Annotated in this window: 20 protein-coding genes; 8 read left to right on the forward strand and 12 right to left on the reverse strand. The window is 69.6% G+C overall.

What is annotated here, in order from left to right; genetic code table 11:
• Positions 1 to 43 precede the first annotated feature (43 nt).
• Positions 44 to 355, reverse strand: coding sequence for a hypothetical protein (locus AB0J16_RS10620; protein WP_358536983.1), 312 nt, complete (start codon positions 353 to 355; stop codon positions 44 to 46).
• A gap of 137 nt (positions 356 to 492) precedes the next feature.
• On the opposite strand from AB0J16_RS10620, the gene tpx reads away from it, so the two are divergent.
• Positions 493 to 993: a thiol peroxidase gene (tpx, locus tag AB0J16_RS10625; RefSeq protein ID WP_358536986.1), complete on the forward strand. Its 501-nt coding sequence runs from the start codon at positions 493 to 495 to the stop codon at positions 991 to 993.
• 102 nt (positions 994 to 1,095) lie between these two features.
• On the opposite strand, the gene AB0J16_RS10630 is transcribed toward tpx, so the two are convergent.
• Entirely contained in the window at positions 1,096 to 1,899 is an 804-nt protein-coding gene (locus AB0J16_RS10630; RefSeq protein WP_357942462.1) for an SAM-dependent methyltransferase, read from the reverse strand.
• 165 nt (positions 1,900 to 2,064) lie between these two features.
• On the opposite strand from AB0J16_RS10630, the gene AB0J16_RS10635 reads away from it, so the two are divergent.
• The gene (locus AB0J16_RS10635) at positions 2,065 to 2,793 is read left to right on the forward strand and encodes a helical backbone metal receptor (RefSeq protein ID WP_358537557.1); all 729 of its coding nucleotides are present in this window, start codon (positions 2,065 to 2,067) and stop codon (positions 2,791 to 2,793) included.
• A 160-nt stretch (positions 2,794 to 2,953) separates the two neighbouring features.
• Here AB0J16_RS10635 and AB0J16_RS10640 read toward each other — a convergent pair whose 3' ends face one another.
• Genes AB0J16_RS10640 through AB0J16_RS10655 form a run of 4 tightly spaced genes read right to left on the reverse strand, consistent with a single transcriptional unit; the run spans position 2,954 to position 7,235 of the window.
• A complete protein-coding gene (locus tag AB0J16_RS10640) occupies positions 2,954 to 4,114 on the reverse strand; it encodes an ROK family transcriptional regulator (RefSeq protein WP_358536988.1) in 1,161 nt (386 codons plus the stop codon).
• A gap of 3 nt (positions 4,115 to 4,117) precedes the next feature.
• Positions 4,118 to 4,963 carry a carbohydrate ABC transporter permease gene (locus AB0J16_RS10645; protein WP_358536990.1) on the reverse strand — a complete coding sequence of 282 codons (846 nt, stop codon included), beginning with the start codon at positions 4,961 to 4,963 and terminating at the stop codon, positions 4,118 to 4,120.
• Complete coding sequence (locus AB0J16_RS10650) at positions 4,963 to 5,877, reverse strand: sugar ABC transporter permease (RefSeq protein WP_358536992.1); 915 nt, start codon at positions 5,875 to 5,877, stop codon at positions 4,963 to 4,965. Before AB0J16_RS10650 ends, AB0J16_RS10645 begins: the two co-directional genes overlap by 1 nt.
• Positions 5,874 to 7,235, reverse strand: a complete 1,362-nt coding sequence (locus tag AB0J16_RS10655; protein ID WP_358536994.1) for an extracellular solute-binding protein — start codon at positions 7,233 to 7,235, stop codon at positions 5,874 to 5,876. The genes AB0J16_RS10650 and AB0J16_RS10655 overlap by 4 nt, the downstream gene beginning before the upstream one ends.
• A gap of 397 nt (positions 7,236 to 7,632) precedes the next feature.
• Between AB0J16_RS10655 and AB0J16_RS10660 the strand changes: the two genes are divergently transcribed.
• Both AB0J16_RS10660 and AB0J16_RS10665 read left to right on the forward strand, forming a co-directional pair.
• On the forward strand, positions 7,633 to 8,640 hold the full coding sequence (locus tag AB0J16_RS10660; RefSeq protein WP_358536996.1) for a zinc-binding alcohol dehydrogenase: 1,008 nt from the start codon (positions 7,633 to 7,635) through the stop codon (positions 8,638 to 8,640).
• On the forward strand, positions 8,637 to 9,422 hold the full coding sequence (locus AB0J16_RS10665; RefSeq protein WP_358177923.1) for a sugar phosphate isomerase/epimerase family protein: 786 nt from the start codon (positions 8,637 to 8,639) through the stop codon (positions 9,420 to 9,422). Before AB0J16_RS10660 ends, AB0J16_RS10665 begins: the two co-directional genes overlap by 4 nt.
• A 1,184-nt stretch (positions 9,423 to 10,606) precedes the next feature.
• Here the strand turns inward: AB0J16_RS10665 and AB0J16_RS10670 are convergent.
• Both AB0J16_RS10670 and AB0J16_RS10675 read right to left on the reverse strand, forming a co-directional pair.
• Positions 10,607 to 11,710, reverse strand: a complete 1,104-nt coding sequence (locus tag AB0J16_RS10670) for a zinc-binding alcohol dehydrogenase (protein WP_358536998.1) — start codon at positions 11,708 to 11,710, stop codon at positions 10,607 to 10,609.
• Positions 11,703 to 12,656: a Gfo/Idh/MocA family oxidoreductase gene (locus tag AB0J16_RS10675; RefSeq protein WP_358537000.1), complete on the reverse strand. Its 954-nt coding sequence runs from the start codon at positions 12,654 to 12,656 to the stop codon at positions 11,703 to 11,705. Before AB0J16_RS10675 ends, AB0J16_RS10670 begins: the two co-directional genes overlap by 8 nt.
• Positions 12,657 to 12,761: 105 nt before the next feature.
• Here AB0J16_RS10675 and AB0J16_RS10680 point away from each other — a divergent pair, with 105 nt between their 5' ends.
• Together AB0J16_RS10680 and AB0J16_RS10685 are read left to right on the forward strand one after the other, a co-directional pair.
• A complete protein-coding gene (locus AB0J16_RS10680) occupies positions 12,762 to 13,733 on the forward strand; it encodes a glucosyl-3-phosphoglycerate synthase (RefSeq protein WP_358537002.1) in 972 nt (323 codons plus the stop codon).
• Complete coding sequence (locus AB0J16_RS10685) at positions 13,730 to 14,860, forward strand: glycosyltransferase (RefSeq protein ID WP_358537004.1); 1,131 nt, start codon at positions 13,730 to 13,732, stop codon at positions 14,858 to 14,860. The genes AB0J16_RS10680 and AB0J16_RS10685 overlap by 4 nt, the downstream gene beginning before the upstream one ends.
• On the opposite strand, the gene AB0J16_RS10690 is transcribed toward AB0J16_RS10685, so the two are convergent.
• Positions 14,832 to 15,626 carry a universal stress protein gene (locus AB0J16_RS10690; RefSeq protein ID WP_358537006.1) on the reverse strand — a complete coding sequence of 265 codons (795 nt, stop codon included), beginning with the start codon at positions 15,624 to 15,626 and terminating at the stop codon, positions 14,832 to 14,834. The two genes, AB0J16_RS10685 and AB0J16_RS10690, sit on opposite strands and share 29 nt — an antisense overlap.
• Positions 15,627 to 15,788: 162 nt before the next feature.
• On the opposite strand from AB0J16_RS10690, the gene AB0J16_RS10695 reads away from it, so the two are divergent.
• Entirely contained in the window at positions 15,789 to 16,346 is a 558-nt protein-coding gene (locus AB0J16_RS10695; RefSeq protein ID WP_358537008.1) for a phosphatase PAP2 family protein, read from the forward strand.
• On the opposite strand, the gene pip is transcribed toward AB0J16_RS10695, so the two are convergent.
• Positions 16,291 to 17,262 (reverse strand): prolyl aminopeptidase, encoded by a 972-nt coding sequence (pip, locus tag AB0J16_RS10700; protein ID WP_358537010.1) that lies wholly within the window; start codon positions 17,260 to 17,262, stop codon positions 16,291 to 16,293. The two genes, AB0J16_RS10695 and pip, sit on opposite strands and share 56 nt — an antisense overlap.
• Before the next feature lie 88 nt (positions 17,263 to 17,350).
• Here pip and AB0J16_RS10705 point away from each other — a divergent pair, with 88 nt between their 5' ends.
• On the forward strand, positions 17,351 to 18,262 hold the full coding sequence (locus AB0J16_RS10705; protein ID WP_358537012.1) for a threonine/serine dehydratase: 912 nt from the start codon (positions 17,351 to 17,353) through the stop codon (positions 18,260 to 18,262).
• Between the two features lie 13 nt (positions 18,263 to 18,275).
• Here the strand turns inward: AB0J16_RS10705 and AB0J16_RS10710 are convergent, their stop codons facing one another.
• Together AB0J16_RS10710 and mscL are read right to left on the reverse strand one after the other, a co-directional pair.
• A complete protein-coding gene (locus AB0J16_RS10710) occupies positions 18,276 to 18,851 on the reverse strand; it encodes a hypothetical protein (protein WP_358537015.1) in 576 nt (191 codons plus the stop codon).
• Positions 18,852 to 18,931: 80 nt separating this feature from the next.
• The gene (gene mscL, locus AB0J16_RS10715) at positions 18,932 to 19,351 is read right to left on the reverse strand and encodes a large conductance mechanosensitive channel protein MscL (protein WP_358537017.1); all 420 of its coding nucleotides are present in this window, start codon (positions 19,349 to 19,351) and stop codon (positions 18,932 to 18,934) included.
• Positions 19,352 to 19,420: the final 69 nt, after the last annotated feature.

The raw sequence follows: 19,420 nt of genomic DNA on the forward strand, positions 1-19,420 counted from the left end.
TTCTGAACCGCCGCAACGTTCTGACCTGGTGCGACGTTCTGAGTCAGCAGTACTTGGCGCCGTCGAAAATGGCCGGGCCCCTGCCGATGCGAGACTTGATGGTCACTCCCGGCGCCACGGACTGGCAGTTCCCGTCGGCGGCGTGTGCCCAGACGATCTTCATGTTCATCCAGCGGCCGCATCCGTTGTAGGCGTAGCCGGTCTTGCGGATGGTGCCCGTCTGCTGCCAAACCTTCACGCAGGCCGGGACCTTGCCCAGCGTGCTGGCCTGTGCGGGGGCGGCGACGACCAGGCCGGCGGACGCGGCGCCGGCGATGACCAGAGCGGCGACCGACTTGCGGAGGGTGATGTTCATTGCCGTGTTCCTCTCTCGATGTGCTCGATGAGAGGAAGGTAGGTCCGCGGGTGTTGAGGATCTGTTGAGGTTCTGTGGGGTCCCGTGGGCCTCGATAGGATTGCGGGTCGGGGCACTATCGCTAACTGGAGGTATTCATGTCTGACGTCACTTTCAAGGGCAATCCGGTCACCGTGGGCGGGACGTTTCTGAAGCCCGGCGACCAGGCGCCCGCGTTCCAGCTGGTGGGCGGAGACCTCGCTGACACCACGCTGGCCGGGTTCGGCTCCGCGACCAAGGTGCTCAACATCTTCCCGAGCCTCGACACGGGTGTCTGCGCCGCCTCGGTGCGCCGCTTCAACGAGGTGGCCGCAGGGCACCCCGGCGTCGCGGTGCTGTGCGTCTCGGCCGACCTGCCGTTCGCGCAGAAGCGGTTCTGCGCCGCCGAGGGGCTGGACAACGTGACCATGCTGTCGCTCATGCGGGGTCGCGAGTTCCTGCGCGACTACGGCGTGGCGCAGGAGAGCGGGCCGCTGGCCGGGCTGGCCGCCCGCGCGGTGGTCGTGCTCGACGGCGACAACCGCGTCATCTACTCCGAGCTGGTGCCCGAGATCACCCAGGAGCCCGACTACGAGGGCGCGCTGAGCGCGCTCAAGTAGGCCCGACCAGGCCGTGCGCCGGGTCGCCCAGGCGTTCGATCAGGCCGTGCGCCGGTCCGCCCCGGTGCTCGGTCAAGCCGCACACCGGGCCGCCCCCGGGTCTCAGTTCTTCCTGCCCACTCCGCAGAGGATGAGCGACGACTCGGGGCCGGCCGCGAGGTCGATCAGGTCGGCCTCGTCGGGGCGCCACTGCGGCAGCCAGGTCAGGCCCGGCTCGACCAGCTCGAACCCCGCCCACAGCTCCTCGATCCGCCGGCGGGTACGCAGGGTCAGGGGAGCGCTGGCCCGGCGATAGACCTCTGTGCCCTTGCTGACGGCGGCGGCGCGGGCATCGCTCGTGCCGTGGGACATGACGACATAGCTGCCGGGGGCCAGCGATTCGCGGATGGCGGCCATGATGCGCAGGGGGTCGTCGGCCTCGCCGATGAAGTGCATGATCGCGACGAGCAGGACGCCCACCGGCTGGTCGAAGTCCAACGCCCCCACCACGTCCGGGTTTTTCAGCAGGTCGTGGGGATCGCGGAGATCGCCGTCCACCACGGTGATCCCTTCACTGCCCGCCAGCAGCGCCCTGGCATGGACCAGCACGACGGGGTCATGGTCGACATAGACCACCCGCGACTGCGGCGCGACCGCTCTGGCCACCTCATGCACGTTGCCCCGCGTCGGCAGGCCCGTACCGATGTCGAGGAACTGGGTGACGCCGGCGCCGGCGAGGAAGCGTACGGCACGACCGAGGAAGGCCCGGTTGGCGCGGGCGGCGGTACGGACCTCGGGAGCCACCCGCAGCAGCCGTTCAGCGGCTCGCCGGTCGGCCGGGAAATGATCCTTCCCGCCGAGGTAGTAGTCGTACAGCCGAGCGACGTTGGGCGTGTTCGGGTCGAAGCCCAGCGATTCTCGCTCCACCCAGCGATCCCCCGATCGAGAGTTAACGATCTTTTCCCGGGATTCTACGGATTTGTGACCTGCCTTGGGGCGATATTCCCGCACGCTGGGCGTTACTTGGCTTTAGTCCCTTTTGTCGCTTGGGCGGCGGTCTAAGGTGCGAGTGTGAGCCTTGACGACACCGGTATGCCTGTCCCCGTTCCCTCGAACGTCCGGCGGATCGTGTCGCTGGTGCCCTCGCTCACCGAGTCCGTGGCCGCGACCCTCCCCGGGGCGCTGGTCGGCGCGACCGACTGGTGCTCGCACCCGGCCGACCTGGACGTGGTCAGGGTGCGGGGGACCAAGAACCCCGATCTCGACGCCATCCGGCGGCTCGCCCCCGACGTGGTGCTCGCCAACGCCGAGGAGAACCGGCAGCCGGACGTCGACGCGTTGCGGGCGGCGGGCCTCGCGGTGTGGGTCACCAGGATCGAGACGGTGGACGAGGCGTTCCGGTCGCTCGACCGGATGTTCCGGTACGCCTGCCGCACCGGGCGGCCCGGCTGGCTCGACCGGGCGGAGTCGGTGTGGGCCGAGCCGGTGGAGGTGCGCCGGACGGCGATCATCCCGATCTGGCGGCGGCCATGGATGGTGGTGGGACGCGACACGTTCACCGGCGACGTGCTCGCGCGGCTCGGGGTGGGCAATCTCTACGCCGGTCATGCCGAGCGCTATCCCAAGATCCCGCTGGCCGAGCTGGTGGCTCAGGGCGCCGACCTGGTGGTCCTGCCTGACGAGCCTTACGCGTTCAGCGCCGAGGACGGGCCGGAGTCGTTTCCCGGCCACCGGTGCGCGCTGGTGAGCGGACGCGATCTGACCTGGTACGGCCCCTCTCTCGTCCAGGCGCGCGACCGCCTCGTCCAGAGTCTGGGCTGACAGGACCAGGACCGACGGAAGGCTGGGACGACCAGCGGCGTCAAACGACGACCGACCGGCGGCGTCAAACGACGACCGACCGGCGGCGTCAAACGACGACCGACCGGCGGCGTCACACGATGACCGACCGGCGGCGTCACACGATGACCGACGCGCGGCGTCACACGACGTTCGTCGTCGGGGGACTGGCGAAGGCGGCGTCCACGGCGGCGGGGGACAGCACGTGGTCGATGACGATCACCGCGGTTCCCACGATCCCCGCGCGGTCGCCCAGCGTGCTCGTCACGATCTCCAGGTTGCGGGTGGTGAACGGCAGGCTGCGGCGGTACACGCTCTCCCTGATGCCCGTCAGGTAGTGCTCCCTGGTCTCCGCCATGTCGCCGGCCAGCACCAGGACGGAGGGGTTGAGCAGGCTGACCGCCGTGGCGAGGACGATGCCGACCGTGCGGCCGGCCTCCTGGGTGAGGGCGATGGCCGTCGGGTCGCCGGCCTGGACCAGGCGGACGACCTCGCGGCTGGTCTGCCTGTCGAGGTCGGCGGCGAGGGCCTGGCCGCTGGCCAGCGAGGCGACGCAGCCCCGGGAGCCGCAGGTGCAGACGCGGTCGTCGCTCTCGCGCAGGCGGACGTGGCCGATGCTCCCGGCCGCGTCTTCGACGCCGCGGTAGATCCGGCCGTCCAGGACGATGCCGGTGCCGATGCCCGTGGAGACCTTGATGAGGATCAGCGACCGGCTCCGGCGCCAGGAGGACCACCACTCGCCGAAGGCCATCGCGTTGGCGTCGTTCTCGATCAGGATCGGCACGTCGAACGCCTCCCGCAGCGCCGGGCCGATCGGATGGTCGTCCCAGCCGGGCATGAGGAACGACCTGATCACCCGGCCCGAGGCGTGGTCGACCGAGCCGGGCAGGTCCAGGCCGATGCCGCACACCTGGTCCGAGGCGCGTCCCGAGCGGTCGAGCAGGCGCTGGAACGCCTGCCGTACCCAGGACAGGACGGCCTCGGGGCCGCGGTCGATGCGCAGCTCGATGTGCTCCTCGACCAGCGACCGGGCCGCGAGGTCGGTCAGCGCCACCCGTACGTGGCCGGCGCCCAGGTCGGCCACCAGCACCAGGCGCTTCGTCGCGTCGATGTCGAGCACCGAGGGCGGTCGCCCGCCCCCGGAGATGGCGAAGCCGGACTCGTGGATGTACCCGGCCTCGATCAGCCGGTCCACTCGTTCGGTGATCGTCGAGCGGGACAGCCCGGTGTAGGCGATGAGTTCCTTGCGGGTACGGCAGGTGCCATTGCGGATCAGCTGAAGGATCTGCCCTGCCGTCAGCATGGTCTATCCCTTCTCCGCTCCCGCCGTGAGTCCTTCGGTCAGGAGCCGCTCGCCGACGAAGAACACGATCACGATCGGCAGCGTCAGAACCACCGATCCTGCCATGAGAACCGTCGTCGGGATCTCGATACTGCCCGCCAACTGGGAGAGTCCCAGCGAGACCGTCCAGCTCTCCCGTTTCTCGACGAGGAAGAGCAGGGCGAACAGGAACTCGTTCCAGGCGATCATGAACGCGTAGAGGCCGGTGGCCATGAGCGCGGGCTTGGACAGCGGGAGCACCACCCGCCAGATGGTCGACAGGCGCGTGCAGCCGTCGAGCGCCGCCGCCTCCTCCACGCTCTGCGGCACGGTCTCGAAGTAATTGCGGAGCATGTATACCGTGACAGGCACCGTCTGCGCGCAATAAACGAGGATCAAACCCAGCAGAGACCCGCGAAGTCCGAGCATCGTAAAGAGCACGAACAGCGGAATGGCCAGCACGATCGCCGGAAACAGGTACACGGCCAGGAACACGAAATGCACCTGCCGCCGCCCGAAGAACCGCAGCCTGGCCACCGCGTACGCGCCCGGGATCGAGATCAGCAGCGTGATCGCCACCGACGAGACCGCCACGATGGCGCTGTTACGCATGAAGGTCAGGAAACCCTGCTTGGTCAATACGTTCGCGTAGGTATCGAAAGTGAGACCGCGCGGCCAGATCGAGCCGGGGTCCAGGATCAGCTCCTGGATGTCGCGGAGCGACAGCGTCACCATGTAGAAGAACGGGAAAGCGGTGATCACGAACAGAAAAAGGATCACCAACGGCTTCAGCACCCGGAACAGAGCGCGCTCGAACCGATCCCTGCTCATCACTCACCCTCTCGCCCTGAGAAGAACCGGAGATACAGGATCAGGAACACGACCAGGACGACCGCCAGCACGATCGCCTGGGCGGCCGAGGCGCCGATGTCGTCGCGCGCGGTCAGGAAGTTGTAGACCCGCACGCTCACCACCTCCGTGCCGGCCCCGCCGCCGGTGAGCAGGTAGACGTCGTCGAACTTGGTGAAGGTGAACACGAACCGCAGCACCGACAGCAGCGCGATGATCCGCCAGAGCTGCGGCAGGATCACATGCCGGAAGCGCTGCGTCGGTGTCGCGCCGTCGACCACGGCCGCCTCGTCCAGTTCGGCCGGCAGCGCCTGCAGCCGGGCCAGGATGAACAGGAAGGCGAACGGGAAATACCGCCACGCCTCGAACGCGATCACGGTGAGCAGCGCCACCGGCACCTGGATGCCGAGAAAGGTGCCCTTGGCCTGGGTGAGGAAGGCGATGGGGGTGCTCAGCCAGGAGTTCACGATGCCGAACTGGGGGTTCAGCATCGTCTCCCACAGGAAGGCCACCGCCACCACCGGCGCCACGTACGGCACCAGGATCGAGGCCCTGACCAACGTGCGGCCCCGGAAGCGGTCGCGCAGCGCCAGGGCGGCCACCAGCCCGATCGCGATCGACAGCGCGGTGCCCGCCACCGTGTAGACGAGCGTGTTGACCAGGGACGTCCAGAATCCCGGCTCGGACATGACGTAGCCGAAGTTGTCCAGCGTGTAGTGCCCGAAGACGCCCACCCGGCGGATGTTGATCAGCCGCACGTCCTGGAACGCCAGCATGATCGCCCAGAGCAGCGGCAGCACCACCACGACGAGCGTGATGATCAGCGTCGGGGAGATCAGCGTCAGCCCCGCCCTGCCCTCCTGCTCCCGTAGTGTCCCGCCACGCCGTCCCGTCACTGCCGGATCCCGCGCTTGATGGTCTCCACGTCGGCCTTGGCCCGCGCCGCCGCGGCCTGCGGGGTGAGCGAGCCGTCCACGACCGCGCTCAGCGCCTTGGGCACGGGCAACTCGCCCATCGTGGCTCCGACCAGCTTGCCCTGCCCCTGGGGGATGCCCCAGCGGGCGAAGGTGTCAGGGCTCTCGCGCAGCGCGTCCAGCACCTCGGCGGGGTAGACGTCCGCGAGCGGCTTCTTGGCGTCGACCCCGGCGGGCAGCTTGTTCCACTTGTCCGCGAAGCTCTTCCGGATCGGGAACTTGCCCTCGGGTGCCATCCCGATCCACCGCTCGTAGCCCTCGTTCATCATGTACGTGACGAACTGCGCGGCGGCATCCTTGGCGGCGTCCCGGGTGACGGCCCAGGAGACGATCTCCCCGTACTGGGCGGGTGTGCCGTCGGGGCCCTTCAGTGCTGTGACCACGCCGGTGTTCTTGGCCAGCCACTCGGGGTCGGTGCCGCACTCGGCGCAGCTGGGCTTCGCGTCGTTACGCAGCCCGGCCAGCTCGTCCAGGATGAACGACGACCAGATGGTCATCGCCGCCTTGCCGGCGAAGTAGGTGGCCCTGGTGGAGTCGACGTCCTGCTTGCCCTTGACCGAGTAGTCCTTCGCCAGCTTCGCGTAGTACGCGAACGCTTTCACGCACTGCGGGGAGGAAAGGGTGACATTTCCGGAATTGTCGACTAGTTGGCAGCCGTTGGCCAGCGCCACATGCTCGAAGCTCTGCGCCGTGAACGAGTCCTTCGGCGCGATGGCCAGCGTGATGCCGGCGACCCCACCCGTGTTGAGCTTCGCGGCCGCCGCCTCCAGCGCCTCGTAGGTGTCGGGCCGCTCCAGCCCGGCCTTCTGGAACAGGTCCTTGCGGTAGAGGATCAGCTGCGCCCACGCGTCACTCGGTACGGCCAGCAGCTTCCCGCCCGCGCTGTCGAGCTCCAGGGCCCGCGCGGAGAAGTCGCTCCTGCCCAGCTTGTCGACGACCTGGCCCGGTGTCTCCGTGTCGAGCAGGTCGTTGGCCTCCAGCTCCCTGATGGAGGCCAGGGGGAGGGCCCCGATCACGTCGGGCAGGTCCCCCGCGGCCGCGGCGGCGGTGACCACCTGGCTGAACTGGTCCTCGGCCACGCCGACCAGCTTGACCTTGATGCCGGTCTTCTGGGTGAAGTCGGCGATGATCTGGTTCTGCACGGTCATGCGATCGTCGAGGTTCTCCTCGGTCCAGACCGTGATCTCGTTGGCGGCCTTCTTGCTGCCATCGCCACACGCGGCGGTCGAGGCCGCGGCCAGCAGCGCGATGGAGAGGACGGCGACTACCTTCTTCGGCATGGCGCGCTCCTACGTCCGGGGATATGCCGCACTTACCCCCATGCGAGAAGTCGCAACTACGTAGGCGATTCCGAGATCCGTCTGTACTCCGTCCGTGTTCCGTCCCGGGCTTTCTGGCGCGTCGATCACGGAAAGCGATCTCCGGGCGGGTTATGTCGGTAAGATCGCTTACCGGAAGGCCGTTGGAGAGAAACCCCTAATTCGCTGGTTGCCGGCGGTGGCCGTCATTTGACTTAAGGGTGCCGGGAGAGCAACTATGGTATAGAAACACCTACTAAACCTTTAAGTTGCGATTGATCATAAAGCGTAAGTGTGGGGAATGCGCGTCATCACCTTTGAAGAGCCAGGCCGTGTCCGCGTCAGCCTGGAGTCGCCCGCCGAGCTTGAACCGGGTTGCGTGCGGGTTCGCACGATCTACTCGGGCGTCTCCGCCGGCACCGAACTGACCGCCTATCGCGGCACCAATCCTTATCTCACCAGAAAGTGGGACACAGAGCAGCGGCTGTTCCTCGACGGCCAGACGCACGCCTACCCGCTGACCGGCTGGGGCTACCAGGAGGTCGGTGAGGTGGTGGAGGCGGCGCCCGATGTCGCCGATCCGCCGGTCGGCCACCTGGTCTGGGGCGTCTGGGGCCACCGGGCCGAGGCCGTGGTGCCCGCCGAGAAGCTGGTCGGCCACGTGCTGCCGCCGGGCGCCGATCCGCTGAGCGGTGTCTTCGCCCGGGTGGGCGCGATCGCGCTCAACGCCGTGCACGCCGCCGACGTGCACCTGGGCGACCAGGTCGCGATCTTCGGGCAGGGCGTCATCGGCCTGCTGGCCACCCGCCTCGCCGTGCTGAGCGGCGCCCGGGTGGTGGCCGCCGACGCGATCCCGGCCCGCCTCGAACTCGCCAGGCGTTACGGCGCGACCGAGACGTTCGACATCGCGTCCGGCTCCGTCGCCGAGTTCGTCCGCAAGCGGATCGAGGGCGCCGACACCGCCATCGAGCTGAGCGGCAGCAACCTGGGCCTGCACGAGGCGATCAGGACCGTCCGCAAGGGCGGCCGGGTCGTGGCCGGCGGCTTCTACCAGGGCGAAGGCATCGGGCTGCGGCTGGGCGATGAGTTCCACCACAACCAGGTGCAGCTCGTCTCCTCCCAGATCGGCGGCGTCGCCTCCTGGCTGGCCCACCGCTGGGACGTCGAACGCCTGCAGCGCACGTTCATGGACCTCATATACGCGGGCGAGGTCGACGTGACCGGCCTGATCAGCCACGTCGTACCCGTCGGCAGCGCTCCCGAGGCCTTCGACCTGCTCGACAAGCACCCGTCCGAGGTGCTCCAGCTCGTCTTCGGCTTCGAGGAGGAGCCGCTGAAGCAGGAGCCTTGGCGAGAAGAGCCACCGCAACAGGAGGAGTCACAGTGAAGCTCGCGGCACAGGAGCAGCTGCTGCCCGGCCGTTCCCTGCAGGAGAAGTTCGCGTTCGCGACCGAGGCCGGGTTCGACGCGATCGAGCTGCGCGGGAAGGGGGACTTCCACTTCGCCAACCGCTTGACCGAGCTCAAGCGGGCGCTGGCCGACGGCGTGGTCATGCCGACGGTGTGCGTGGACATGCCGCACTTCATCGGCGACTTCGACCCCGCCAAGCGTACGGACGCGATTCAGCAGCTCAGATCGCAGCTCACGGTCATCGCCGAGCTCGGCGGCGTCGGGGTGATGACGCCCGCCTCCTGGGGCCAGTTCTCGCGCCGGCTGCCGCCGTTCGAGCCGCCGCGCAGCGCGGCGGAGGACCGTGAGGTGCTCACCGAGGCGCTGGGGGTGCTCGGCGAGCACGCGCAGCGCAACGGCGTGCTGATCATGCTGGAGCCGCTCAACCGCTACGAGAACCACATGGTCAACACCCTCGCCGACGCCGTGTCGTACTGCTCGATGGACTCCATCAAGGTCGTCGGCGACACCTACCACATGAACATCGAGGAGGACGATCCCTGCCGTTCGCTGATCGAGGCGGCCCCCTACCTCGCGCACATGCAGATCAGCGAGTCCAACCGGAACGAGCCCGGGACCGGCCATCTCGACTGGGGCGCGCAGCTGGCCACGCTCGACGCCCTCGGCTATGACGGCTACCTCGCGCTCGAATGCCGCCTGCGCGGCGAGCCCGAGATCGTCCTGCCGCAGACGGCCGCCTTCATCAGGAAGTTCCTGTGATCCTCCGCGACGCCGTGCGCGTGCTGGTGGCCAACTGGGACGGCAGCTACACGGTTCCCTCCCGGCGTCTCTACCCCCACCAGTGGAGCTGGGACTCCGCCTTCGTCGCGATCGGCAACGCCCGCTGGTCCCCGCGCCGGGCCAGGTCGGAGCTGCTGGCCCTGTTCGGCTCGCAGTGGCGCGACGGCAGGGTGCCGCACATCGCGTTCAACCCCAGGGTGCCCGAGGGCGCCTACTTCCCCGGCCCCGAGTTCTGGCAGTCACGGGCCCCGTCCGGGTCGGCGACCTCCGGCATCGTGCAGCCGCCCGTGCACGCCCTGGCCGTCTGGCGGGTGCACCAGGCCGAGCCGGACCCGACCTTCCTGCGCCGGCTCTATCCCCGGCTGGTGGCGCAGCAGCAATACCTGCGCAACGCGCGGCGCTCTCCCGAGGGGCTGATCTCGATCGTGCACCCGTGGGAGTCGGGCATGGACAACAGCCCGGCCTGGGACGTCCCGCTGGCCGCCGTCGACGCGGGGTCCGTCGCGTTCACGCGCCGGGATCTGGACACCGTCAGCGCCGATGAGCGGCCCACCGACCTGGACTACGAGCGCTACATCGCGCTCGCCCGCGCCTACCGCGACACCGGCTACCGCCGGGCCGGCGCGTTCTGCGTCGAAGACCCGCTGTTCAACGCCGCGTACGGCGTGGCGGAGCTGACGCTGGCGGAGATCGCGAAGGTGTGCGGCGGCGACCCGGAGCCGCACCTGCGCGAGGCCGCCGCGGTGACCGCGGCCATGGTCGAGCACCTCTACGACGACGGCCTGTTCCATGCCCGCGACGTGCTCACCGGCTGCCCGATCCGCTCCAACAGCGCCGCCGGGCTGGTGCCGCTCATGCTGCCCGGCCTGCCGCGCGACATCGTCAACGCGCTGATCGGCACGGCGCTCGACCGGTTCGGGCTGAAGGACGGCGTGCTGCCCAGCTTCGCGCCCGCCGCGCCGGAGTTCGACCCGGCGCGTTACTGGCGCGGGCCGAGCTGGATCAACCTGACCTGGCTGGTCTGGCAGGGCCTGCGGGAGCGCCGCCCTGACCTGGCCGACCCGCTGGCCGACGGCATGATCAGGGCGGTCACCGAGTCCGGCTTCCGGGAGTACTTCGACCCGTTCACCCTGCAGGGCCACGGTTGCCGCGACTTCAGCTGGTCAGCCGCGCTCATCCTCGACGTGGTCGCGGAGCACGGCCTGGACGGTATGCCTCCTACGGGCGGCGAGATCGGCCAGGAACTGGGGGGCGTCGGCGAAACCGACGACATCGGTGATCAGGTGCTCGCGTAGCAGGTCGCCCCGCCGCCTGAGCAGCGCGATCGTCTCGTACGACAGCCGCTCCCGGTCCCAGGCGTGGGCCAGCCCGCGCGGCACCCGGCCGATCTGGGCGCAGCGCACCGACAGGCCGTTGTGATGGAACTCCTCGCCCAGCCGCACCTCGTCGGCGCCGTCGGTGTAGAAGGCCAGGTCGATCACCGTGCCCTGCGGCCTGAGCAGCTTCAGCGCCAGAGCGAGGGCGCGGGGCCGGCCGCGGCACTGGAAGACCACGTCGGCGCCGCGGTCGCTGGGCGCGTGCCGCCAGCGCCGCTTCAGTTCGATGGCCGGATCCTCGTCGAAGGCCAGGGTCCCGGCGCCGAGTGCCTCGGCGATGTCCAGCCTGGCGGGGGTCTCGTCCACGACCACCACCTCCGCCGCGCCGTACGAGAGGGCGAAGGAGGCGGTCAGCAGGCCGACCACGCCCGCGCCGACGACGGCCACGCGCCGCCCGCGTACCCCGTCACCCAGGTCCGCGACACCGGGACCGTGCAGGTCGGTGGCCGCGTGCAGCAGCCCGTTCGCGCAGATCGGCCCCATATGGGCGACGAAGACGCCGAGTATCGGGTCGAGGTCGCCGGGCAGCTCCACGAACCGGTCGTTCATCGGGTCGGCCACGTAGCCGGTGCGGTGCCCGTAGGCCATCGCGACCAGCGCGCCCTCGCGCACCGCCCGGGTGCGCGTCTCGACCACCCGGCCCACCTGCATGTACCCGATGCCGCGCACCGGATAGCCGATCGACGGGGTGCCCTCGGCGAACAGCCCGAGCGCCGAATCCCAGGTCGCGGCCAGGTAGGGGTTGCTGCCCTTGACGTAGGTGAGCTCGGTGCCCGCCGAGATCCCGCTGTGCGTGGTGACCACCCGGAACCCGCCCTCCGGCACGGTGCCGAGCTTCTCCCCGACCAGCCTGACCTCGCCGGGCGCCTCTATGCTCAGCACCTCATCCATCGAGCGTCGTCACCGGCTTCCGTGAGGCCGCGGATCGCGCCAGGGCGAGCGCGAGCCGGTGGGTCTTCAGCGCCTCCCGGTACGGCACGCGTACGTCGGCCTCCTTGCCCTGTACGGCGTCGATGAAGGTCCGATCCACCCGCACCTTCGCCGCCCCGCCGTCCTGGACGGTGGTCTCGCCGTCCACCAGCAGCCGGTCCTCGCTCAGGTCGAGCGAGACGCCCTCGGCGTGCACCTCCAGCCCCGCCCGGTGCTTGCGCGCGAGCAGGCTGGTCGCGGCGAGCAGCCCCGCCGCGCCGCCCGCGAACCGCAGCACCGCCGCCGTGGCCCGGTCGACCTCGCCGTCCGTGTCGTTGTCCGCCGGTACGGCATGCACCATCGTCACCTCGCCCACCAGGACTCTGGCCAGGTCGAGGATGTGGATGGCCTGTTCGACCAGCTGGCCGCCCGACATCTCAGGCTTCAGCCACCAACCGACCGGCGGTACCTTGTCCAGCCAGTGGCCCAGCGCCAGCCGTACTGGACGGTCGCCCAGGACTTCGCGGGCCTGGTCAACGATGTCCAGGTAACGCCAATGGTGTCCGACGGCCGAAGGCAGGCCCTGGCGATCAATTTCATCGGCGATCTTTTCCGCTGTCGACAGGTCAAGTGAAAGCGGCTTTTCTACAAAAATCGGCAGATTGCATGCTAGAACATCCTTTTCCGGGTTACCGTGCGCAAAAGGAGGAACACAGACATAGACCGCGTCCAATCCGCCGGCATCCAGAAGGTCGGCATGGCTGTCGTAGGCAGGAGAGCCATGCCGTGCGGCCAGAGCCCCGGCCCTTCGGGGATCTGTGTCGGCGATTCCCGCGATCACCACGTCGGAGAAACCTGACAGGACATCCGCGTGGCGAGCGGCGACATTTCCGGCACCGATGATGCCGATCCGAGTGATGGGGAACACAGACCGGCTTATCCCACATTTACGGAGAATGAAACAAACATGTTCGATGATGCGTCGTCGGGGCAGATGTCGCGAACCTGACCAGATGAGATCGGGGCTAACCGTATGGAGACAGATCTGCGCGCCTTGGCCAGGGTCCAGGACTGGTACGGACCCCACTCGAGCGTCGCAGCCGAGTGGCCGATAGAGGCGCTGCTCCGGATCAAGGGTAGGACCGCGGTCAGCGTCATCCTGCCCGCGCGCGATGAGGAGCGGACGGTCGGCGAGATCGTCACCGTGCTCCGTCGCGACCTCGTCGAGCGGGCGCCGCTCGTGGACGAGATCATCGTGGTCGATTCGAACTCCACCGACGCGACCGCCGCCCGAGCGGCCGCGGCGGGGGCCCGCGTGGTGGCGCAGGGCGCCGTTCTCTCGCATCTGCCGCCGCTGAGCGGCAAGGGAGAGGCGCTGTGGAAGGGACTGGCGGCCTCCAGCGGGGATCTGATCGTGTTCGTGGACTCCGATCTGCGCAATTTCGGCGCGCACTTCGTCTCCGGGCTGCTCGGGCCGCTGCTCGCCGACAACGCCATCCAGTTCGTCAAGGCCGCCTACGAGCGGCCCTTCACCGGCGCCGACGGGGTGTTGTGGCGCGGCGGGGGCGGGCGGGTGACCGAGCTGGTCGCCAGGCCGCTGATCAACATGTTCTGGCCGGAGCTGGCCGGCTTCGTCCAGCCGCTCGGCGGGGAGTACGCCGCCCGCCGCGCGGTGCTGGAACGGGTCCCGTTCGTCACCGAGTACGGGGTGGAGTTCGGGCTGCTGGTGGACCTGCTGGAGCTGGTCGGGCTGGACGCGATGGCCCAGGTGGACCTGGGTGTCCGGGCGCACGGGCACCAGGCCGTGCCCGCGCTCGGCCGGATGGCCGGCCAGATCATGCTCACCGCCTGGTCCCGGCTGGAGCGCCAGGGCCGCGTGCTGTCCGCCACGTCCCCCGACCGCAGGCTGCTGCAGTTCGGGCTCGACGGGCAGGTCGACCTGGTGGACATGTCCGTGGCCGAGCGCCCGCCGCTGGCCTCCCTCGCCGTCGAGGACGTGGCATGAACGTCCTGGTGAACGCCGGACCGTGGCTGCGGGTGCCGCCACCGGGTTACGGTGGGATCGAGAACGTGGTGGCCACGCTGGTCCCCGCCCTGCGCGAGCGCGGGGTGCGGGTGGTCCTGGCCTCCGTGGGATCGAGCACCCTCGAGGTGGACGAGCTGATCGGCGTCTTCGACGACGGCCAGTTCGCCGAGCTGCAGAAGCCGTACAACCAGGTGATGGGCCTCGCGCACGCGCACCAGGCCCGCGTGGCGCGCGAAATCGGCCGTCGCGACGACCTCGACCTCGTCCACGACCACCTGGAGGTGGTCGGCCCGGCCGTGCTGTCCGCACTGGGCGGTCCGCCGGTTCTGCACACCCTGCACTGGGACCTGCGCAAGCACGCCGCCTTCTACGGGGCCTTCCCGCGCTCGATCGCGGTCAACGGCGTCTCGAACTCCCAGCTGGCCCGCGCGCCGGACGCGCTGCGCGCCGCCTCGCTCGGCGCCATCCACCTGGCCACCCCGCTCGCCGACCGCGACCTGCGTACCGAACGCGGCGAGCACTTCGTCGCGATGGGCCGCGTCTGCGGCCTCAAGGGCACGCACGTGGCCGCCAGGCTCTGCCAGAAGCTCGGCCTCCCGCTGGTCCTCGCGGGCCCGGTGAGCGGCCTGAACACCCCCGCCGAGCTGGACGCCGTCGTCCAGGACCCGGACCATCCGCTGAACGGCCACCCCGACGTCCGCTACCACGTGCACGCGGTCACCCCCTACCTCGACGGCGACCTGGTCAGATGGGTCGGCTCCGTGGGGGGCGCGGCCCGCGACCGGCTCTACGCCTCGGCCCGCGCCGCCCTGTTCCCCATTCAGTGGGACGAGCCCGGCGGCACCGCCGTCGTCGAGGCCCTCGCCCTGGGCGTGCCGCCCGTGGGGCTGCGCCGCGGCTGCCTGCCCGAGATCATCGACCACGGCCGGACCGGGTTCCTCGCCGACACCGAGGAGGAGCTGGCCGAGTGGGTGCTGCGGGTGGCGGAGATCGACCCCGAGGAGTGCCGCCGGGAGGCCCGCCGCCGCTTCTCACCGGCCGTCATGGCCGAGCGCTACCTGGAGCTGTACACGGAAATCATGAGAAGCCGCGCGGGAGCACGGTGACGGGACACGACGACGCCCGCAGCACCTTCATCGCCAGCTCCCCGAGGAACACCCGGTGCGGCTGCGCGTCCTCGCTGGCCGCGCAGACCAGCAGCTCACCCGGCAGCCACTCGATCGCCTCCAGCGCCGCGGTCACGTCGTGCCCCTCGGCGATCTCCGTCTCGGCCTCGATCCCGCTCGACTCCCAGGCCAGTCGTACGGCCAGCGCCAGGTCGTCCCCGAGCCGGCCCGGATCGTCCGTACGCAGGTCGAGCGTGATCAGCCGGAGCGGCACACCGAGCCGGAGCGCGGCCTGCGCGATCCGCTCGACGGCCTCGTCACACTGCGGGCGGTGGACGTAGGCGAGCGTGAGCCGCGAGGGCTCGGCCGGCGGCCGGTGGCCGGCCGGCGTCAGCATCACCGCCTCGGACGCCAGGTGGAGCAGGCTGTCGGACGTCGACCCGATCGAGATGCGCCCGGCCTGCCCGCCGCCCGCCGAGCCGACCACGATCAGATCGGCCTTGATCCGGCTGGCCAGCACCGACAGTCCACGCCCAGCGCCCCTGCTCTCGAACGCGATGTACTCGGCCGGCACATCGCCGAGCTCCTCCGCCGCGTGCGCCAGCCCGGCCTGTGCCTCGACCGCCAACCCTGGGCTGCCCGGCGGGTAGATGGCGGCCACGGTGAGCTCGCCACCGGTGACCCGCGTGATCGCGGCACTCAGGGCGAGCGCGTCGCGTCCGCCTGACTCGCCGGTATAGCCGACGACCACGTGCTCTCCGATCACGACTGCCTCCCTACCCGCTCTGAGCTGGGACTACGCGAGCCTGCCGGACCTCTCCGGGGGGATCGGCCGACTTTCAGCACCTTTGGACGTTCGGGGGAGGCGGCGAGCGGTGATCGTTCCATAGGGTTTATGTCCATTGCCCGTTCACGGATTGGACACCTGTTGTACCGCGACATCGTCGACTTCGCCCTCTCCACGCCCGCGTGGCTGCACACTCTCGCCGAGAAGGGCACCGACGCCGGGCTGTTCCTCTTCGCGGCGCTGTTCGCGTGGTGCTGGTGGCGGGAGAGGAACGCGCCGGCGCGCGACCTGGCCATCACGATCGCCGGACCCGCCGGTGTGGTGTGCGCCTACGTCCTCAGCGAGGTCGTCAAGACCTTCGTCAGGGAGGACCGGCCGTGCCGGGGCGGGATCCCGACGATCGCCGAATGCCCGCCCCCGAGCGACTGGTCGTTCCCGAGCAACCACTCCGTCATCGCCGCCGGCGCCGCCGGGGCGCTCATCCTGGCCTGGCGCGCTCTGGCCTGGGTGGTGCTCCCGCTGGCGGCGGTGATGGCGTTCTCGCGGGTGTTCGTCGGCGTGCACTACCCGCACGACGTCGCCGCGGGCTTCCTGATCGGCTTGGCGCTGGCCCCGCTCTTCACGCTGCTGCTGGTGGGGGCCGTCACGCCGATGGTACGACTGGCGCGAACCCGTCTGTCGCCGCAACGAGCCGACTGACGATGCCCGGCTCGGTGGCGGCGTGCCCGGCGTCGTCTACCACCTCGAACCGCGCCTCCGGCCACGCCTTGTGCAGGTCCCAGGCGGTGGCCATGGGCGTGCACACGTCGTAGCGGCCCTGCACGATGACGGCGGGGATGTGGCGGATCCGGTCCACGTTCGCGATCAGCTGCTCGGGCTCGAACCAGCCCAGATGGGTGAAGTAGTGGTTCTCGATCCGCGCGAACGCCAGCGCCATCTTCTCCTCACCGAACTCGGCGACCAGCTCGGGATCGGGCCGCAACGTGACCGTGCTGCCCTCCCACTGCGCCCACGCCTTGGCCGCGGCCAGCCGCGCCTCGGGATCGTCCCCCTCCAGCCGGGCGCGGAAGGCGGCGATCAGATCGCCGCGCTCCTCGACGGGGATCGGCGCGATGAAGGACTCCCACACGTCGGGGAAGAGACGGGAGGTGCCTTCCTGATAGAACCAGCCCAGTTCTTCGGGGCGGAGGGTGAAGATGCCGCGTAGCACCAGCTCGGTGGTCCTGTCCGGATGCGTCTGCCCGTACGCCAGGGCGAGCGTGCTGCCCCACGACCCGCCGAACACCTGCCATCTGTCGATGCCCAGGTGCTCGCGCAGCCGTTCCATGTCGGCGACCAGGTGCCAGGTGGTGTTGGCCTCCAGTGAGACGCCCGGGTCGCTGGCATGCGGCAGGCTGCGACCGCAGTTGCGCTGGTCGAACAGGACGATGCGATACAGCTCCGGGTTCCACTGACGGCGGTGCTTGGCGCTGCAGCCGCCGCCGGGGCCGCCGTGGAGCATGACCGCGGGCTTGCCGTCCGGGTTGCCGCAGACCTCCCAGTAGATCTGGTTGCCGTCGCCCACGTCGAGCAGGCCCGAGTCGTAGGGCTCGATGGGGGGATACAGGTTTCTCATGCGCGCTCCCGTGGTCGATTCTTTCCGGAACTTAGCCGATACGGCCTGCTCTCGCCTGGTGCCGGTCACCGAAGATTAGGGTGCGGGTATGGAGCTGGTGACAATTGATGACATCCGGGACGCGGCCCAGCGCATCAAGCCGGTCGCGGTGCGGACCCCGCTGGTGCCCATGGGGGAGGTCTGGGTCAAGCCGGAGAGCCTGCAGCGGGTCGGGTCGTTCAAGATCCGCGGTGCCTACAACGCCGTCGCGGCGCTGCGGCCCGACGGGGTCGTCACCCACTCCTCCGGCAATCACGGCCAGGCGCTGGCGTACGCGGCCAAGCAGTTCGGGGTGCCGTGCGTCGTCGTGGTGCCCGAGGGGACGCCCGAGGTCAAGGCGGCGGCGATCAAGGGGCACGGCGCCGAGCTGGTCGTCGTACCGCCCGAGCAGCGGATCGCCGGGGCCCTCAAGCTGGCCGAGGAGCGAGGGCTCACCATGGTCCCGCCGTACGACCATCTGGCGGTGATCGCCGGGCAGGGCACCATCGGGCTGGAGATCGTCGCGGACCTGCCGGACGTCGAGGTGGTGGTCGTACCGGTCAGCGGCGGCGGACTCGCCTCGGGCATCGCCGCGGCCGTCAAGGCGCTGCGGCCGGAGGTCACCGTGCTGGGCGTCGAACCCGAACTCGCCGCCGACGCGGCCGAGAGCCTGGCGGCCGGCCACGTGGTCCCCTGGGAGCCGGCCCGGACCTTCCGTACGATCGCCGACGGGCTGCGGGCCGATCTGTCGGAGCTGACGTTCGCGCACCTGCGCGAGCACCTCGACGGCATCGTCACCGTGTCGGAGGACGAGATCCGCCACGCCATGGGCCACCTGGCCCGATCGGCCCGCCTGGTGGCCGAGCCGAGCGGAGCGGTCACGACGGCGGCCTACCTGTCGGGGCGCGTCCCAGAGGGCCGGACGGTCTTGGTGCTGTCCGGCGGCAACGTCAACCCGGACCTGCTGCGCGAGGTGGTCTAAGACGTCCAGTTGTTCAGGCGGTCCACTCGTGGCGGGCCAGGAACGACCGGTCACCGGTGGCGTACTCCTGGAAGGCCCGCTGCACCTCCGCCAGCTCGACCACCATCGTCCGCGCCAGCGCCGCCTCCTTGTACTCCAGCTCGTAGCCGGGGGAGACCTGGATGAAGTGGCGCCCGAAGTTCACCAGCGTGACGAACGGGTTCTGCGGCGACATGGTGGCCAGCACGTCGTGCACCAGCCCGAGGTCCGGATCGTGGACGATCATCCCGTCACCGGTGTGGAGCTGCATGCCCTCGTAGACACCGAGCGGCGCCACGTTGTGCACGAGATCACGCTGCGGGTCGTAGCAGACGAGACCATGAGCCCGTGCGACGGTGAACACCTGTGCCGACATCTCGTCCATCGTGTCGAGGTCCATCGTCACCAGGAGATGTCCCGGATAGACCGTGACCTCGCCGGGCAGCTCCTTGGCCACCTCCGGCACCTCGCCCGCGACGGGTTCGGTCTTCTTGACCGCCAGGTAGGCGGCCCGCGCCTGATCCCGGCTGATCGGCGCGGACTCGTCCCAGACCATCAACTCAACGCTCACCCGCTCATCTTGTCGGATTGGGCAGCAGCTGGTGGCACTCACCCCCGCACAAGCGGGAACGCCCGGCTTCATGACCACGTCTAGCGCGGCTTCTCCGACTCCGGAACCAGCTGTGCCGTGCAGTGAGCGCATCGGCGCGCCTCAAGGGGGATGTCACTCAGACATTCCGGGCACGGCCGGGTCATCGCGGCCTCGTTCTTGTCGAACAGGCTGATCAGCCGGTTCATCGGCAGCGCGATCAGCCAGTAGACCACCGCCGCGATGATCAGGAAGGTGAGCAGGTGGTTGAGGAAGTCGCCGTACTTGAACTCGCTCCCGTTGACGGTGAAGGAGTATTCGGCGAAGTTCGGCTGCCTCCCTCCGGTGACCGCCCCGATCAGCGGGGTGACCAGGTCGGCGACCAGCGCCTGAACCAGCCCGCTGAAGGTCGCTCCGACGATCACCGCGATCGCCAGCTCGACGATGTTGCCACGCAGCAGGAACTTCTTGAAACCGCCCATGGCATCGGTAATTAGCCGGTCAAGCAACGGTCAAACCCTTCCCTCCCGCTACGAGCATCTATCCATGCC

It is taken from the genome of Nonomuraea sp. NPDC049750 (assembly GCF_040659625.1).
Taxonomy (GTDB): domain Bacteria; phylum Actinomycetota; class Actinomycetes; order Streptosporangiales; family Streptosporangiaceae; genus Nonomuraea.